Raw genomic sequence first — 18,705 nt, 5'->3', positions numbered from 1 at the left:
AATCTTATTTTCTCTATAATTTAAATCTTTTAAAGCCTAATTTTTTTATAAATAATTTAAACAGTGTTAATATTAAAATTAAATTTTAAAAAATTTATTTAGAAAAATTAAAATAATTTTAACAAAGTTATAATCATATTGAGTATATGATAATTGGATTTTTTACTATAAAATCTTATTATTACTTCTTAAATTAATTATTCTACTAATTTTTATTATATAGTTAAATATTTAAACTAAAATTCATATATAGTTAATATATACTGATTATTAGTATATTTTTTTAGTTTATAGTTAAAATTTATATATATAAGTTTTATACTAATTTTTGGTGTATTATTTTCATATTTCGAAAATAAATAAGTAATTATTTTTTAAATTTAAAATTATTTTTATTTATTCAAATGAATTGGTATATTTTATATTTATTTTTTATAATATAGTAGAAATAATTTTAAATTTAAATTGTAATTTTAAAATTCAGAATTTCAATTTAATAAAAATTTAAATTAATATTATTTATTAAATTTTGTTCGTTAATATTGGGGTATATTATGAAAAATACTATATTAATTGTTGAAGATGAATCAGTTACTGCACTTGATTTAAAATTCACACTTGAAGATTTAGGTTATGAAGTTGTTGGTATTGCAGATACTGCTGAAGATGCTATTAATCTTGCTGCTGAATTGTCTCCAGATTTAACAATTATGGATATTCATTTAAAAGGTGAGATGACTGGTATTGAAGCAGCTAAAAAAATTTCAGAGCTTAATTTACCTGTTATTTTTTTAACTGCATATTATGATGATGAAACATTTGGTAATGCATTAGAATGTTCATCTACATATGCATTTATTACAAAACCTTTTAATAAGAACAATATTCGTTTAAATGTAGATTCTGCAATTAAACGTTCTAAAGTTGATGCTGAAAAACTTGATATGGCTCATGGTTTTATAAAAAAATAGATTTCTGCATTGATTTTAATATCTTTGGCATTTTTAAATTTCTTTCTTAATGTCTTTTTTGATATTTTTAGGTTTATTATTGTAAAATGTCTTTTTTATTAAAATCATTTTTTATTTAATTTTCTATTTTCTTTATTAATTTGGTTTTAAATAGTTAAATGTTTGATTTTTCTATTTTCTTTATTAATTTGGTTTTAAATAGTTAAATATTTTCTATTAATTTAATTTTTTTAATAAATATATTAATTTTTATGAATAAAGGAGTGTAATAATTGAAAGACAATGAAAAGGGGTATTATTCTTCTTTAAATTCTAGTGGTTATACGAAAAATTCATCTTCAAATTCTAATGTTGAATTTGAGGATTCTTTTCAAAATTTTGGTGGTGTGAGTAAAGAGAATAAGGATTTAGATAATTTAGATGAATCTACATATGATATTATTCATGAAGTAGCTAAAAATGAGTTTTCTTCACTTAAAAATTTAAAAAATACTAAAGATTTGCTTATTAATATTGATGATTCTAAGTTAAATCAAGATAAATTACTTGAAAATGTTCCAAGGATATATATTATTAGTAAAAATAACTTGATTGTTAAGAATATTAAAAAGATTATAAAAAAAGAGCATTATGATTGTATTGGTATATCTGATAATATTGAGGATTCACTTAGGTTTATTGAAGATAAATTACCTGATTTAGTTTTTATTAGTTTTGATTTAGATGATGGATCTATTGGTAAAAATATTAATAAGTTAGATATTCCATTAATCTATATTTTTAGTAAAGATGATAATTTAAAACAGAACAATGTTCTTTTAACAATGGATTATGGCTTTATTTTTGAAGATTCTGATTTAAATGAGATTAAATTTGCTATGAAAATTGCTCTTAAAAAACATGAAAATAATGTTAAATCTGTAGTTAATGTTAAATCAAAGATTAATGAAAAAAATATTGAATTAGGTATTGAAAAATTATATTCTGCTTTACTTTTAGTTCTTTCAGTATTCCTTATATTATCAGGTATTATTTCTAAGAATGTTACATTTTTACAATGGATTATATTTATTCCATCTGTAATTATGATATTTTTAGCATTAGTAAGTTTGTTTAAAATGGATGAACCTACTCCATATGAAGTGCCACCATTTGTTTCAGTTATTATTCCAGCACATAATGAACAGTATACTATTGAATCAACAGTTAGAAGTATTGCAAATATAGATTATAATTATAAAGGTAAAACTAATTATGAAGTTATTGTAGTAAATGATGGTTCTGAAGATAAAACTGGTGAAATTTTATCTAATCTTAAGAATGAATTTTCTAATTTAAGAATAATAACACGTAAACCACCTAAATCTGGTAAAGGTAAAGGTTTTGTACTTAATGATGCACTTACATTAGCTCATGGATCAATTATTGGTGTTTTTGATGCAGATACTCAAGTACATCCAGATTTTCTAGAAAAATTAGTTCCTTATTTAAATAATCCAAAAGTAAAAGGTGTTCAATCAAGAGTTAGAATGTATAATAAAGATTATAATTTTTTAACTAATATGCAAGATGTAGAATTCTCAGGTTTTGGAAATATACTTAGAGCTAAGGATAATCTAAAATTTAATGGATTCTTAGGTGGAAATGGACAGTTTGTTAAAAAGGATGCAATTATTAATTCTGGAAAATGGGATGGATTTGCAGTTACAGAAGATTTAAATTTAAGTGTTAAAATATTAATCAATGGTGGAGAAATTAGATATTGTCCTGAAGTTGCTGTTTATCAAGAAGCTATATATAATTGGGGCGACTTTATGAGACAAAGAGTTCGTTGGGCTATAGGTAATTTTGAAACATTATTTGTTTATTTCTCGAGTATTCTTTCTAGTAAGTTACCTTTATTTAAAAAAATAGGTATTATAACTCATATTAGTAATTATGCTTTTAATTTATTCATTTTCGTTGGTTTTATAATATTTATTATAAATATTTTAGCATGGTTTATATTCCACATTCCTACAGTAATACGTATGGAAGCACCTTTATTAATTGGAGTTATTTCAGCAGTTGGTTTCTTCCCAGGTATAATCATTGCATTATTAAGGGATGATAAGAAATATCTTAAATTTATTATTGATTTAATTGAATATTGGCTTTACTGTTTCCATTTAATTCCATTATTCTTTAAAACAATGTGGGCTATGATTACAAGAGTTGAAAGAAAATGGGATAAAACTACACATAAAGGTATGGAAGATGATGATGTGGAGGCAAGTCAATGAGAAAAAAAGATATTGTAATAAGTTTTATTATAATTATAGTCTTTCTTTATATAATTGCTAACTTAAGTACTGTTAATAGTATATTATCTTGGGGTACTGAAAATGCAATCACCTTTGGAGACAGTACTGTTAATGTTCCACAAGCATGGAATACAACAAAACAATTGAATATGACAAGTAAGGCTAAAACTAATAATTCTATTACTAATGGTTATGTTGTATGGGATTTATGGGACGATTGGCCAGAAGGTTGTATAACTTCAGTATCTAATAATAAATTAAAAAATTTAGAACATGGTAATTATAAGATTTTAAATACAAGTACTGTTAATTTAGGTGGTAACAATGTATCTAGACAGTACTTTATGAATCCTTCAAGAGGATCTAAATATAATAATAGTAATATTGGTGTAGTTTATATTTTTAATAGAGAAGATAAAAATTATTCAGTACAAATCCATTACTTTACAAAACATGACTATAATAATTCTTCTTATAGGAGAGAATTAGATGATAGAATGGAAGATTTCATGTCTAATATCCATAATAAACATTATGATGGATTCTTCTCTAGATTAGATAAAATCATACACTTTTTTGCTAGAGAATTAAATATTAAAATTAATTTTTAATTCTCTTTTTTTCTGTATAATTTATTTTTGGGTTTATTGTTTTTTAGTCTTTTAATAACTTGTTTTTTTTAATTTTTTTTTTAGTAGTTGTTTTTTATAAGCCATTATTTTTGACTTTATTTTAGTTTTTTTATAATTTTTGAATCTGTTGAAATCCTATTTTTTATAAAAATTTAAACAGTATTTAATGTATGAAAATCAATTTTAAGAAAGTTTATTCTAAAAATTTTGAGGATTTCAACAAAGCCTAATTTTTTGTTTTTTTTTATTGTTTATTGATTTTTTTAGAGTTATAATTTTAATTAATATGTTTATAATATAAAAAAAGTTTATTTATTAATAATTAATGTATTAATCTATTATTTCTTTAAATAAAAATAGTTTATATAAGATATAATAGTTATTATATCTTAATTTATATTTAATATTTTGTTTATACTTAATTTTCTTCAAGTTATACTTAATATACTTAATTTATACTTAATATCTCTTCAATTTTCTTATTATCTTTATGATAACGTTCTGATTCAATAAGAATAAATAACTCATCATTATATTTAAGGTAGGTATCATCATTTGGAATCATATAACTATTATCACGAACAAGTGATATTACAAGTACAGTTTCAGGAAATGGTATTTCATTAAGTTTTTTACCATTAAATTTACAATCAAATGGAATAGAATATTCATTAAGTATTGGTCTTACACCTTTTCTATACTTACATTTATTATCTTTAATAAGATTTTTCATAAGAGAATCATAGATAGGTTCATTATTTAAAATTGTAGGAATCATATATGCAAATATACTTACAATAATAAGTGCTACAAGACTATGTGCTGAACCAGTCATTTCTGCAATTAAAACTACACCTGTAATAGGACTTCTAACAGTAGCAGTAAACATTGCAGCCATAGATACAATTATAATTTTATATGCAAATATAGGGTTAAGATGGAATATTGGAATTACAATAGAACTAAATATAGCACCAATATATGCTCCAAGTACAAGAAGTGGGAAGAAAATACCTCCTGGAGCACCTGATGAAAATGAAAGTACTGATATTAACCATTTAGCTATTAATAATATAATTAAAAAAGATAAAGATGGTATAGCAATCTCGAGGATATTTATCATAGAATGTCCTCCAGCAAGAACTTGTGGGATGTAAAATCCACATATACCAGCTATAATAAATGCACTAACTACTCTTATTTCAATAGGAATATTATACTTCTCCCATAATGCACTTGAACCAGTCATTCCTTTATTATAAATATATCCTGTAAATCCAATAATTATACCTAAAATTATAAGTAACCAATAATAATTTAAAGGTATATCTGGTGAAGCAAATGAAAAGATTGTAGATTGTCCAAATATTAATTTAGATATAAAATCAGAAACAAATGCAGCTATTAAACCAACAATAATAATTTTACTATTAAAACTATGATCAATTTCTTCTAAAGTAAAAATCAATCCTGCAAGAGGAGCATTAAATGTAGCTGCTAAACCAGCACCAGAACCTGCAAGAAGGTAACGGTTCTCATCAGTTGGACTTGAATGTAATAATTTAGATAATCCTTTTGATGCCATTGCTCCTAATTGTATTGAAGGACCTTCACGTCCAAGTGATAAACCACCAAGTGTAGAAATTGTTCCTCCAATAGTTTTTGTAATTAATACTTTCCACCAGCTTTGGTTCATATAACCTTTAATCTCAGCAGTTACTTGGGGTATACCACTACCTTTAGAATCAGGTTCAAATTTCATTAAATAAGCAACAATAAGTCCCATTATAATAAGTGCAATAAACCATAATATAATATAATAAATATTTCCTTTAACAATGGATATAATATAATATAATAAATTTTCTGCTTTCATTAATGAAAATCTATAGAAAGATACAACAATTCCAGATACAATACCAATAAGTAAACCTTCAATTAAAAGATTAAAATGATACTTTGAATTTTTTGTTAATACATTATAAACCCTACTTAAATTCTTCATTAATCTTCCCCTATAAGAATTTAATTAATATTAAAACTAGATATTATTATAAATTAAATATAATATTTAGTTACATAATAATGTATTATATTCTATTGTATAATAAAATATTGTTTATTATATTGGTTTTATGAAAAAATATACCATATGTAATCATAATATTTAACTAATATGAAGTCATCATGTAAAATGTAGACTGATTGTATTATGTAAATCATATTCTAATATTAACTAATATAAATATATCATACATATGTATCATATTCTAATATTAACTAATATCAGAATATATTATATGAAAGGGATATTGTAATATTAACTAATATAGTATATCTACATATGAACATCATATAAGTTGTATAAATAATCATAAATTATAATTTAAATGCTTGTATTTAGGTGATAATTATGGCAAATTTAATAATATATTATTCTCGTAGTGGAGAAAACTATGTTAATGGTGAATTGAAATACTTAAAAAAAGGAAATGTTGAGGTTATTGTAGATTTTATTAAAGAATTCATTGAAGCAGATACTTTTAGAGTTGAAACTAAAGAACCTTATCCTGAAAGTTATATGGAAACTACTGAAATTTCTAAAAAAGAATTAGATAAAAAAATTTATCCAGAACTTAAAACAACCTTAAATGATATATCAAAATATGACACAATATATATTGTATCACCAGTTTGGTGGGAAACATTACCAATGGCAATGTTTAAACAACTTGGAAAATTAGATTTTACAGATAAAACTATAAATCTTATAATTACTCATGAAGGATCTTTACTTGGTAATACTATAAAAGATATCGAAAATTCATGTAACGGTGCTATTATTCAAAAAAGATTAGCTATTAAAGGTTCAGAAGTAAATGATTCTAAAAGAATTATTAAAGATTGGTTAAATGATTAATAAAGCTATTTATTTAAGCCTATAATTTAAATTGAGATTTAATAATCTTTTTTTACTTATTTTTTTGAATATTTTAAAATTAAATTTTAGATATTTAAATGATTTATAATGTCTAAATTTTATATAAAATAATTAATAAAAATAATAATATCTTTAAAAATTATAGGTGTTTAAATGGATTCTGGACGTTTTGAAACTTTCATTGATGCTATTTTAGCAATAATGATGACTGTTATGATACTAAAAATTCCACAACCAGATACATTAACTATTAATGGTTTATGGGATTTAAAAATTTTATATTTTACATATTTTATTAGTTTTATTGTTATTGCTAGTATATGGAATAATCATAGAAAGTTATTTAATAAAATAAAAACTATTGACAATGTTGTTATATTTGTTTATTTAACTTTAACATTTATTATTACATTAATACCATTCTTCACAAGCTGGGTATCACAACATCCATATGATATTGCTCCTGAAGTTTGTTATGGTCTAATTTTTATTATTACAAATATACTTTATCTTTTCACAACCCATGTAGCAGTTAGAAGAGATAGATGTAATAAAGATTTAGATAATTTAAAATTTACAAAGATTAATATTTTAAATATTATTGTATTTGTTTTAGGATTTGGATTTGGTTTAACAATATATCCTATATCTATATTGATTTCATGTTGTATCTCTGTTATAATATGGAACTTACCTTACTCTTTAATATATAAAAAAGGTGATTATTGTGGAAACTGAAAGATTTGAAGCATTAATTGATGCTATTCTTGCAATAATTATTACTTTAATTGTTTTAGAGTTTAATCTCCCAAATTCACTAGCTTTACTGCTTTATTTGAATTAAAAACAGAATTTTTTGAATATTTTATTAGTTTCTTTGTAATTTATAATATATGGAATTCACATCACAATTTATTTATTCGTATAAATAAATTAACAGATTCTGTAGTCTGGGTAAGTTTAATACAAATTTTTATATTAAGCTTTTTACCTTATGTAACAATTATGGTATCTAATAACTTTTATTCCTTTTTTGCACAGGCATGCTTTGGTTCAATATTTGTTTTATTACATATTCATTATATAATACAAACTTTAATATTAGAACATTCTGATCCTGCAAATATTGCATTAAAAGTTTATTTAGATAAAGGTGCTAGGAATTCTTGTTTCGAATTTATTTTATTTGCAATAGTTTATATAATTGGATATTTATATTATCCTCCAACTATTATGTTTGGTTGTTTAATTGCAATGATTTTCTGGCTTATTAGTGATCAATATTTAAGTATTTAAGATAATATTTATTATCTTAATTTTTTTAAGCTATTTAATTTCAAATACTCTTTTTTATATATTTAATCATTTTTAAGAAATTATTAAATAGATTTTTTTAAAAATTTATTAATTAAATTTAACTTTTATAGTAAAAATATAAGAAAAAATATTTGACAAAATTACTTATATTTATATAGGACACTATTCATTATTTAAAATGTTTATATAAATTCTTGTTTTTGTCTAAAAATAATCTTTTATATTAGAAAACTTTAAATAAGAAAAATTCTATAAGTATTATAAAATTTTTTTAAATTAATAATATATCTTATAAGATATTTTTTATATTAAGAGGTATTATTATGGATAATGAAATTAAAATTAGACTAGTAAAACCAGAAGATGCACTAGAACTACAAAGAATCTACAAACAATATGTTAAACATACAGCAATAACCTTTGAATGCAATGTTCCAACAGTATCTGAATTTAAAGAAAGAATCATAAATACACTTAAGAAATATCCATATTTAAAAGCAGTATATAATGATAAAATTGTTGGATATACTTATGTAGGTCCTTTAATTACTCGTGCAGCATGTAATTGGTCAGTAGAAACATCAATATATGTTGATGAGAATTATAAAAAGTTAGGAATAGGATCTAAATTATATGATTCACTTGAAAAAATATTAATAAAACAGAATATAACTAATTTATATGCTTGTATTAGCTATCCTAAAATTGAAGATGAATATTTAACAAAAAATAGTGTTAGTTATCATGAAAAACAAGGATATAAATTTGTAGGGGAATTTCATAATTGTGCATATAAATTTAATAAATGGTATAATATGATTTGGATGGAAAAGATTATTGGAAATCATAGTGAAAATATATCTGATATTAAAAATTTTAATGATATTAAAAATGAAATTAAAGAAGAATATAATATTTATTAGTTAAAAAATAAATATTCACCTTCTATGGGTGTATAATCTTCTAATTTTTTCTCTTTTTTTATTTTTATCTTTTATTTTTATCTTTTTTTTATAAAAATTTTTAATCAAATTAAAAATAATAATTATTACTTAAATTTAATATAAAATTTTTTAAATTGAAGTTAAAAATTATAATATTTAAATATTTGAATGAAATAATTATTTTAAGTCTAAAAATTAACTATTTATTAAATTAATTAAATATATTCCTTTAATTTGATAAATTATTTATATTAATATTAATAAATTGAATAATATGATATAAGAAGGTTATATAATTTATTAATTTTTAATAAGATATTTTAAAATTGAATAATTTTTCATAAAATCTTTGAATAGAATGGAAAAATAATATGAATCTAATTTATATTTTATATGATTTTTCCCTATATCAATTGGATTTAATTTTCCAGTTTTTTAATATTATTAATAAATTTAAAGGGAGGTGAAAATAAATGCATAAAAAAAATAGGCTGTTATTTATTATTATTTCACTTATTATATTAGGTTTATGTATTAGCTCTATTTCAGCAGCAGATAATTCATCTGTTTTATCTAATGTTTCATCAACTAATGATTCTACTGTTATTAGTAATACATCTAATAATTATTCTGTTATTAATAATTCAACTAATAATAATAAGATAATTAAATCTAACAATGTAGGTGTTTATGGAGCAAATGTTAATAGTTCTAATTCTGGATCTTTTACTGATTTAAATAATAAAATTTATAATGGTGGAAATTATATAGTTCTTAATCAGAATTATACTTACAATCCTAATAAAGATTCTTCCTTTAAGAACGGTATAACTATATCAAAACCTATTACAATTAATGGTAATGGATATACAATTAATGGATTAAATATGGCAGAAGCATTTAATATAAAGTCTAAAAATGTTATTATTGCTAATTGTACTTTTATTAATACAAACTCCACTACTTATGGAGGTGCAATCTACTGGAATAATGGAAATAATGGTTTAATATACAACTGTACTTTTATTAATTCTACTGGACGTAATGGTGGTGCAATATTTTTATTTAAAGGAAATAATTGTTCTATAAATTATTGTAGATTTATAAATACAAAATCAGATAGTGGTGGTGCAGTATATTGGTATGGTGCTAGTGGTATATTATCAAATTGTAAATTTATTAACACTACTTCAGATGATGGTGGTGCATTATTTTGGAATGATGGAAAAAATACTAAAATAATAAATTGTACATTTAATAACACACATTCTGATAAATTTGGTGGTGCTATTTTATTATTTGGTGTACCTTCTTTAAGTAAATGTAATATTGCTAATTGTAATTTTATTAATACCAGTTCTGATAATCAAGGTGGTGCTATATATTGGTATGGACCAAATGGAACTATTGAAAATTGTAATTTTATCAATGATAATTCATTAGATAATGGTGGTGCAATTAGTTGTATTATCTGTAATAATGGTATTATTAATAATTGTTCATTTATCAACTGTTCAGCATATGAAGGTTCTGCTTTGTATCAAGAGAATAATTATCTTATTATATCTAATTCAATAATATTAAATAACCGGGCAAATTCTACAGCTTTAACTATTAATAAGTCTGGTTCAAATGTAATTATAAGATTTAATGGGTTAAATAATCTTTTCAATGGAATTTCCACTAATGGAACTGTTAATGCAACTAACCTTACTTATTGGGGCGTAAATGGTGTTACTAATACTGGAAGTCTTAGTAAAATATTTAAACCTAATAACTTTACACCTGAAGGAATTGGTTTAAAAATAACTGTACTCAATAATGGAGATGAAGTTTTATTAAGTAAAGTTTATTATACTGATGATAATGGTAGAGTATTAATTGATTTAAGCAATTTACCTACTAAATATTATAAAATAATTGCTGTACTTAATAATGAAACATATTATACTGCAATATCTAATAATAAAACTTTTGATTTAAGAAATAATGTAGAAAAAACTATTATTAAGAATATTACTTATGGTAATCAAGTAATTACAGTTATATTTGATGATAATGTAACTGGTAATGTGTCTGTATATATTAATAATACCAAATACACTGGAATTATCTCAAATGGTGTTTCTAATATAAATATTGGTATTAAAGATGCAGGAGATTATGTTACAAATATCTCATATTCTGGTGATGATAATTACTTAAATTTTACAAATAAAGAAGTAAATTTCACAATTAATAAAACAAGTCCTATACTTATTATTAATGCTAGCAATATTACTTATGGTAATAATGTAACAATTAATATTAATCTCACAGGTGTTAATGGTGTTGGCTTAAATGATACTGTTAATTTAACTATTAATGGAACTAAATATATTGTTAATGTTGTTGATGGTGTAGGTAGTCAACTTATTTCAATGCCAAACGTAGGAGTATATAATGTTACTGCTAGTTATGATAGTACTAATAATTATTTTGCTGTTGTTAATGCTACTGAGTTTAGTGTTGTTAAGGCTGTTCCTGGTTTAGTTGTTAATGTGGATAATGTTACTTATGGTAATGATGTTATTGTCCGTGTTAGACTTGTTGGTGTTAATGGTACTGGTTTAAATGATACTGTTAATTTAACTATTAATGGAACTAAATATATTGTTAATGTTGTTGATGGTGTAGGTAGTTTTGTTGTTGCTAAACCTGGTGCTGCTGTTTATGATGTTTCTGCTAGTTATGCTGGTAATGAGATTTATACTAGTGTAAATAATAAGACTTCATTTAAAGTAAGTAAAGCAGATTTTACAGTATTTAATGTTACTGTTAATAATTCAACTTATGGTGAAAATAATACTATTAATATCACTGCGATTGGTGTTAATGGTGAATTGATTAATGGTACTGTTGCTGTTACTATTGATGGTAGGGTTTACTCTGTTATTCTTAGTGATGGTGTTGGTTCTTTAGTTGTTAGTGGTTTTGTTCCTGGTACTTATGGTGTTGTTCTTAGTTTCTCTGGTAATGAGAATTATACTGGTGTAAGTAATAGTACTGAATTTAGTGTTATTAAGGCTGTTCCTAGTTTAATTGTTAGTGCAGATAATGTTACTTATGGTAATGATGTTATTGTCCGTGTTAGACTTGTTGGTGTTAATGGTACTGGTTTAAATGGTACTGTTAGTATTAATTTAGACAACTTTGAAATACTAAAAAGTAGAAGTTTACTTGGTTCAAATATTATTAAAATAGAAGTTATTAATGGTGAGGGAGTTTATATATTTACTCATCCTAATGCTGGTATTTATAATATTTCTGCTAATTATCCAGGTAATGAGAATTATACTAGTGTAAGTAATAAGACTTCATTTAAAGTAAGTAAAGTAGATCTTACAGTATTTAATGTTACTGTTAATAATTCAACTTATGGTGAAAATAATACTGTTAATATCACTGCGATTGGTGTTAATGGTGAATTGATTAATGGTACTGTTAATGTTAATATTAATGGTAAAGATTATGATGTTACTCTTAAAGATGGTAAAGCTACATTAAATATTAATAATTTATCTGCTGATAATTATAATGTTAAAATTTCATTTGGTGATAATAATTATAATAATATTACAAATGAAACAAGTTTTATTGTAAATAAAGCAAATACAAACCTTAATGTAAGTTTAATTGATACTAAATTTAATGGTAAAAATTATACTGCTAGATTTAATATTAGTTTAGTTGGATCTAATGGTGCATTATTAAATAATACTGTTAATGTTACTGTTGATAATAAACATTATACTGTTAATATTATTAATGGTACAGGTATTTTAGAAGTTAATGATTTATATGCTGGTAATTATACAGTAGAATCTGATTTTATTGGAGATAATAATTATAATCCATCAAATAATACTATGAATTTCACTATTGATAATCTTAAACCAGATTTAACTATTAAAGTTGTAACTAATAAAAATAATGCAACAATTTATGTTACACTTAGTTATAATGGAACTGGTTTGAATGGTACTGTTATTGTTACTGTTAATAATAAACATTATACTGTTAATGTTATTAATGGAAAAGGTAATTTAACTATAACTAACCTTAAAAATGGTAAATATCCTGTAAATGCTGTATTTAACGGAGACAATATTTATTCAAGTGCTTATGTTAATATTACATTTACTATAAATGTCCCTGATGATGGTAATAAATCTGATAATAATAAATCTAATATAGTACCATTTAATAATAATTCTAATATAGATAATAATTCTATTATTATGAATGATAATATGCCAAAAACAGGAAATCCTATTACATTATTATTTGCAGTTTTATGTATATTAGGACTTATTTGTAAAAGAAAACATTAAATTTAAAATTTTATAAAATATAGGATATTTATCCTATATTATTCTTTTTTTTAAACTAATTTTCATTATTTTTAAAATTAGAAAATTTATTATTTTTATATTAATTATAAAAATTCGTTTTTTTATTAATTAATAGATTTTTTTAAAATATACTATTATAATTTAGATATTTAATGTTTTAAATTCTTCAGTATTACTTTATTTTATTTTAGTAATATTAATACTTTTATTATAAATTTTATTAATTAATATTTTATCCGTTTTTTGTAATAATAATACTTTTTTATTGTTTATTATTAATTATTACAAATATCTTAAATTTTATTAATTATTACTATTATATCAAATTTTATTATTTTTTAGATTTTTTAAAAAATATTTTTTATTTACCTAAATTTTTTCTTTTTTATAGATTTTATTTGTTAATTTTTAATTTTTATTTTAAAATAATGAATTTTTTAATTGATTTTTCCTATTTTTTATAATATTTTTTTATTTTTTTATAAAATCATATTTTTCCAGTGGTACATATATATCTACTTATTGATTTTTTATGATTTATTCAATTTTTAGATTTTTCTATATTTTTTTAATTTTATTTTTCATTTTCTCATTTAGTTCGTTAAACTATACTATAACGAACTAAAATTTTAGGCCAAATCTAAAACTTTCAAAACTATGATAAATAGGTAGTTTGATGTATATGTAATAGTACTATTTTACCTATTTTAGTTGATTTTTAAATTTCATTAAATTTTCTAAAATTTTACACTTGAAATTGTACTTTATTACTTTTTTTGAATTTTTAGCTAAATAGTAATACTTTTTTTTATTATCAAAAATTTTTAAGATCAAATATTATAATTTTTTTCAAAGTGATATTGGAAATTTTAAAAATGATTTTTAGAGCTTTATTTAATTAACTACTAAAATTTTTATTATTTTTTTCTTATTTTAATATAATTTATTCTTTATTTTTATAATTTCTAATTTTATTATATTATTTATCTAAAATATATAATAATTTTAATTATTTATAAATTTTAAGGATTTTCACTAATTTTCTTAAATTTAATAAAAATCAGAAAAAGTAATAATTTTTATAAAAAAAGTATTATTAATTTTAAGTATTACTTACTATTAAAAAATTATTACTAAAAATTAAATTATTACTAATTATAAAAAAAGTAATAAAAATTATAAGTATTACTTATGATATAAAAATGTAATAATAATTTTAAGTATTACTTAATATAAAAAAAGTATTAAAAAATATAGTATTACTAATAAAAAAATAAGTATTAATTTATTAAAATTTATAATAACAAAATTTTATATTGTAAATTTTATTAATAAATTTCTTTAATGATTTTTTAAGTATTTATTATAAAAAAATAAAAATATATAAAATATTAATTTAGCTTTTAAAATCAATCTATTTAATAAAAAATATATTAGGGGTTATATTAAAAATTATTCATCAATATCTAATTTCTTTTTAAATAATTCTTTAATATCTTTTTTTTCATCATCAGTATAATAAGTATTATATTCGTCAGTATTAACAGTAAACATAGCTAAATCATATATAATATTGTTTAATGATTTACCTTTTTGGGTTAAATGATATTTTACATCATTAGCATTATTGGGGTTTTCTGTTCTTGTAATAATACCTGCATCTTCCATTTCTTTTAATCTTTTACTTAAAATTTTATTAGTAATATCTTTATTCTTTTTAAATTCTTTAAATCTTGTTTTACCAAAGAACATATCTCTTATTAATAAAATTGTCCATTTCTTATTAATTAAATTTAAGGATAATTCTACAGGACAATTCTTAATTGCAGATTCGATTTTTGTCATATAAAACAACACCCTTTTGTCATCATTTTTTATTTATTGTAGTTAATTTAATTATGTTTAACTTATAATATTTATATTTTGGTTTCCATTTGGATATCAAAAGCTTTATATATTCTATAATTTTAATATTTTGTTTTATATTGTTTTATTTTGTTTTTAGGTTATTTAGTTTCTGTTTAGATACATTAGCTTTATATTATTTTAGATACAATCTATTAATAACAAGAGTTGAAAGTTATTCTTGTATTTGTAAAAATTTATAAAAGGTGAAATGAAATGAAAGTTAAAGCATATTTACAAGTTATTATGACAGTTGATGAAGAAAATAGGGCTGCAGCAGCTAAAGTTTATAATGATTATCGCCAACCTTTCTTAGATAATATTGAAGGTGCATTAACTAAAGAATTATTAGTTAGGATGGAGGATGTTCAAGTAATTCATGGTTTTGATAGTATGGAGCATGCTAAAGCATATCTTGAATCTGATTTATTTACAACTAAAGTTGCGCCTGGTCTTAAACCTACTTGGTCTGCAGATCCTGATATAAGATTCTACAATGTAGCATAATCTTAAATTGTCATCCTTTTTGTTGGAAATTAATAAACAAGTATTTAAAAAAATTTACTGATAAAATATTTAAATGGTCATTTATTAAAATACACGATTAAAAATCTACATATACTTATCTTAAAAAATTATACTTAAATTATATTCTTCTGTTAAATTAGATAAGTCTATATCTTGTGATATTAATTTCCTAACAAATATAAAATCTTTTCTTTTTTTAATAAATAAAACAAAATTTAATGTTCTATTTACTTTTAATAATATTATTAGTTAATTTATTTAAATATTATTAGTACTATTTGCTCCAAACACTTAATAAGGTATTCATAGTTTTATCTACACTTGAAATATTTGTAACTTCTTTTTGTGCTATTTTTCTAATATTTAACAATTCTTTATATGATAATGAGGATATCTCTTCAATTTTTTCTGCTAAAAGTTTTGGATTATCTGGAGAGATTATAAAACCATTATGATGATCTTTAATAACTTCTGGAATTGCAGAAACATTTGTAGTTAAAACTGGTAGGCCATATGCCATTGCTTCAAATATGATAGTTGGTATACCATCTCTATCTCCATTTTTAGCTATCCTACATGGTGATACTAATAAATCAGATTTTTTAAATACTTCATGAACTTCTTCAGGAGAATTTAAATATCCTTTTATAGATATATTATCAAGTCCTAAATCATTGATTTGTTTTTCTAGGTCTTCTTTTAATGATCCATATCCATAAATAGTAAATACATAATCTTTATCTTTAAGTAAATTAGCTGCCTCTATTAAAGTATCAATACCTTTTTTCTCAACAAATCTAGAAATTGAAACAATATTTTTAATATTATTTCTTTTATTATCATCATGAATTTCAGAAATTTCATAATCTGTAGCTTGTTTAGTAATTACTATTTTATCTTCTGGAACTTTTCTTTCTATTAAATAGTTTTTATGATAATTACTTAAGGTAAATACTGCTTTACAAAATTCTGACTGTGAAATTTCAGATATATGATTATTTTTATCGTTTTTATATTCAAAAATATCTACAGCATGTGCAAATACTGTATATGGTATATGTAATTTTTCACATACTGGAACAATGATATTAGTAAATGTATATGAAACAAAGTGTGAATGAACTAAATCAATATTATACTCTAATAATAAATTTAAAAGATTTCCTTTTAAATCATTAGTTTTATCAAAATGTATAACTTCTAGATCAAAGTCTAAATCAACAGGTTTTTGAGGTTTTTTACAAGTAAATACTCTAACATTATATCCTTTATCTTTTAACCATCTTAATTCGTTACGAACAAATGTTTCTGAAAGTGTTGGGAAACCTTGTAAAACATAGGCAATTCTTACATCTTTTATATTTTTATTAATATGAATTAAATTATTAGATTTACTATCTAATATTTTTTTAAGAATATTATACTCTTTTTCTTTTTTGGATAATTCTGTATTTAAATTGTCTATTTCCTTATTTTTATTATTTAAGAGAGTATCTTTATTTTTTATAATATTTTTATTATTGTTTAATTCTTTATTAAGCTTTTGATTACTATTTTTTAATTTTTTAATCTCAATATTCTGTTTTTCAAAAGATTGTTTATAATAATTGTAACTATCACTCTTATTTAGAATCATGTTTTTTAATGAAAAGCTTTTAATATTATTATTAAAATCTCTTAATGGTCTTGTTATTTTCCAACTATTAGAGGATAATATCTCATTATTTAATTTTTTATAATTATCAATTTCTCTTTTTAGCTTTTCATTATTTTTAGAAAGTTGTTCATGTTTTACTTTTTTATCATATAACCTTATTGCTAGGATACAGTATTCATATGAATCAGAGTTTATAACAGTATCAAATATGATTTTATTTCTTTTATTTAAATCAGAATAATTATAATATTTGTTATTTTTTATTTTTAAGAATTCATTTTTCATTTTATTGAAAAAAACTACTTTAGAGTCATCATCAATTTCAATAAATCTTTGGTAGATATCTTTAATTTTAATGTTAAAAAATTCTTTATTTAAAATGTTTATAGAACCATATTTAATAAGAATTTCTTCTTCTGAATCATAAAATTTGAATATATTCTCTTGTTTAAAAGAATTAGGTATTCTTTGAATATATAAATATTCATTATAAAAGTATATTTTATTAGCATTATGAATAGTTTCTAAAAAGAAAAGTTTATCTTCCATATAATTAATTTCTAAATTATTAATAAAACCTTTATTATAAAATTTATTTATAGATGAATTATTAATTGAAAAGATTAAATCTTTAATATCTTCAAAAGAAAATACATTACCTTTAACTCTATTTAATAATTTAGACATTTCATAAGAATTATTGGTAATATATTCTTTAGTATTCTCATTGTAGTTACTGACTTTAAATAATAGTAAATCTAATGATTTTTCTATGGATATATTATAAGATATTTTTAAAGCATTTGGTTTTAAAATATCATTAGAATCCATAAAATAGATGTATTCTCCATTAGCAAAATCAAGACAAAAACTTCTATTAAAATAATCTTCCATATTTTCCTGAGAATATATGTGAATACGATTATCTTTTATAGCATAATCTTCTAAAATTTTTGGAGATTTAATAGTTTTGTCCTTAATATATATAATTTCAATTTCTTTTAGTGTTTGGTTAATAATACTATCTAAACATTCTTTAAGATATTTATCTGTATTATGAACTGGTATGATAACAGAAACTTTAATCATAAAACCACTTTTCTTAAAATATTA

At 21.3% G+C, this 18,705-nt stretch carries 13 protein-coding genes and 1 pseudogene; 11 read left to right on the top strand and 3 right to left on the bottom strand.

What is annotated here, in order from left to right:
• Window positions 1–554 precede the first annotated feature (554 nt).
• From T523_RS02240 to T523_RS08825, 3 genes are all read left to right on the top strand, one after another.
• On the top strand, window positions 555–971 hold the full coding sequence (locus tag T523_RS02240; protein WP_042707289.1) for a response regulator: 417 nt from the start codon (window positions 555–557) through the stop codon (window positions 969–971).
• A gap of 272 nt (window positions 972–1,243) precedes the next feature.
• Window positions 1,244–3,253 carry a glycosyltransferase gene (locus T523_RS09240; RefSeq protein ID WP_232229013.1) on the top strand — a complete coding sequence of 670 codons (2,010 nt, stop codon included), beginning with the start codon at window positions 1,244–1,246 and terminating at the stop codon, window positions 3,251–3,253.
• A complete protein-coding gene (locus T523_RS08825) occupies window positions 3,250–3,885 on the top strand; it encodes a hypothetical protein (RefSeq protein ID WP_042707288.1) in 636 nt (211 codons plus the stop codon). Before T523_RS09240 ends, T523_RS08825 begins: the two co-directional genes overlap by 4 nt.
• A gap of 469 nt (window positions 3,886–4,354) precedes the next feature.
• Here T523_RS08825 and T523_RS02225 read toward each other — a convergent pair whose 3' ends face one another.
• Window positions 4,355–5,911 (bottom strand): ClC family H(+)/Cl(-) exchange transporter, encoded by a 1,557-nt coding sequence (locus T523_RS02225; protein WP_042707287.1) that lies wholly within the window; start codon window positions 5,909–5,911, stop codon window positions 4,355–4,357.
• Between the two features lie 408 nt (window positions 5,912–6,319).
• Here T523_RS02225 and T523_RS02220 point away from each other — a divergent pair, with 408 nt between their 5' ends.
• The 7 genes and pseudogenes from T523_RS02220 to T523_RS02200 all read left to right on the top strand — a co-directional run bounded on the left by T523_RS02220 (window position 6,320) and on the right by T523_RS02200 (window position 13,481).
• Complete coding sequence (locus T523_RS02220; RefSeq protein WP_042707286.1) at window positions 6,320–6,826, top strand: flavodoxin; 507 nt, start codon at window positions 6,320–6,322, stop codon at window positions 6,824–6,826.
• Between the two features lie 174 nt (window positions 6,827–7,000).
• Entirely contained in the window at window positions 7,001–7,585 is a 585-nt protein-coding gene (locus tag T523_RS02215) for a TMEM175 family protein (protein ID WP_042707285.1), read from the top strand.
• Entirely contained in the window at window positions 7,575–7,691 is a 117-nt protein-coding gene (locus T523_RS09340) for a TMEM175 family protein (protein WP_269593467.1), read from the top strand. Before T523_RS02215 ends, T523_RS09340 begins: the two co-directional genes overlap by 11 nt.
• 23 nt (window positions 7,692–7,714) lie before the next feature.
• Window positions 7,715–7,780: pseudogene (locus tag T523_RS09335) on the top strand (TMEM175 family protein); the annotation flags it as partial.
• A gap of 72 nt (window positions 7,781–7,852) precedes the next feature.
• Window positions 7,853–8,143: a hypothetical protein gene (locus T523_RS09230; protein WP_232229017.1), complete on the top strand. Its 291-nt coding sequence runs from the start codon at window positions 7,853–7,855 to the stop codon at window positions 8,141–8,143.
• A gap of 344 nt (window positions 8,144–8,487) precedes the next feature.
• Entirely contained in the window at window positions 8,488–9,087 is a 600-nt protein-coding gene (locus T523_RS02205; RefSeq protein WP_052334606.1) for a GNAT family N-acetyltransferase, read from the top strand.
• 494 nt (window positions 9,088–9,581) lie between these two features.
• Complete coding sequence (locus T523_RS02200) at window positions 9,582–13,481, top strand: beta strand repeat-containing protein (protein WP_042707284.1); 3,900 nt, start codon at window positions 9,582–9,584, stop codon at window positions 13,479–13,481.
• Window positions 13,482–14,954: 1,473 nt separating this feature from the next.
• On the opposite strand, the gene T523_RS02195 is transcribed toward T523_RS02200, so the two are convergent.
• Complete coding sequence (locus T523_RS02195; protein ID WP_084486366.1) at window positions 14,955–15,347, bottom strand: winged helix-turn-helix transcriptional regulator; 393 nt, start codon at window positions 15,345–15,347, stop codon at window positions 14,955–14,957.
• Window positions 15,348–15,623: 276 nt separating this feature from the next.
• Between T523_RS02195 and T523_RS02190 the strand changes: the two genes are divergently transcribed.
• Window positions 15,624–15,914 (top strand): hypothetical protein, encoded by a 291-nt coding sequence (locus T523_RS02190; RefSeq protein WP_042707283.1) that lies wholly within the window; start codon window positions 15,624–15,626, stop codon window positions 15,912–15,914.
• Between the two features lie 295 nt (window positions 15,915–16,209).
• On the opposite strand, the gene T523_RS02185 is transcribed toward T523_RS02190, so the two are convergent.
• Complete coding sequence (locus T523_RS02185; protein ID WP_042707282.1) at window positions 16,210–18,681, bottom strand: glycosyltransferase; 2,472 nt, start codon at window positions 18,679–18,681, stop codon at window positions 16,210–16,212.
• Window positions 18,682–18,705 lie beyond the last annotated feature (24 nt).

The sequence above is a fragment of the Methanobrevibacter wolinii SH genome, assembly GCF_000621965.1.
Taxonomy (GTDB): Archaea; Methanobacteriota; Methanobacteria; order Methanobacteriales; family Methanobacteriaceae; genus Methanarmilla; species Methanarmilla wolinii.
The sequence above is the reverse complement of the archived record's forward strand: the minus strand, read 5'-3'. Positions and strand labels throughout refer to the sequence as shown.

What these genes read in the sequence shown, in the direction of transcription:
- T523_RS02240 (WP_042707289.1), top strand. Translation starts at nt 555, where the DNA reads ATGAAAAATACTATATTAATTGTTGAAGATGAATCAGTTACTGCACTT.
- T523_RS08825 (WP_042707288.1), top strand. Translation starts at nt 3,250, where the DNA reads ATGAGAAAAAAAGATATTGTAATAAGTTTTATTATAATTATAGTCTTT.
- T523_RS02225 (WP_042707287.1), bottom strand. Translation starts at nt 5,911, where the DNA reads ATGAAGAATTTAAGTAGGGTTTATAATGTATTAACAAAAAATTCAAAG.
- T523_RS02220 (WP_042707286.1), top strand. Translation starts at nt 6,320, where the DNA reads ATGGCAAATTTAATAATATATTATTCTCGTAGTGGAGAAAACTATGTT.
- T523_RS02215 (WP_042707285.1), top strand. Translation starts at nt 7,001, where the DNA reads ATGGATTCTGGACGTTTTGAAACTTTCATTGATGCTATTTTAGCAATA.
- T523_RS09230 (WP_232229017.1), top strand. Translation starts at nt 7,853, where the DNA reads ATGGTATCTAATAACTTTTATTCCTTTTTTGCACAGGCATGCTTTGGT.
- T523_RS02205 (WP_052334606.1), top strand. Translation starts at nt 8,488, where the DNA reads ATGGATAATGAAATTAAAATTAGACTAGTAAAACCAGAAGATGCACTA.
- T523_RS02200 (WP_042707284.1), top strand. Translation starts at nt 9,582, where the DNA reads ATGCATAAAAAAAATAGGCTGTTATTTATTATTATTTCACTTATTATA.
- T523_RS02195 (WP_084486366.1), bottom strand. Translation starts at nt 15,347, where the DNA reads ATGACAAAAATCGAATCTGCAATTAAGAATTGTCCTGTAGAATTATCC.
- T523_RS02190 (WP_042707283.1), top strand. Translation starts at nt 15,624, where the DNA reads ATGAAAGTTAAAGCATATTTACAAGTTATTATGACAGTTGATGAAGAA.
- T523_RS02185 (WP_042707282.1), bottom strand. Translation starts at nt 18,681, where the DNA reads ATGATTAAAGTTTCTGTTATCATACCAGTTCATAATACAGATAAATAT.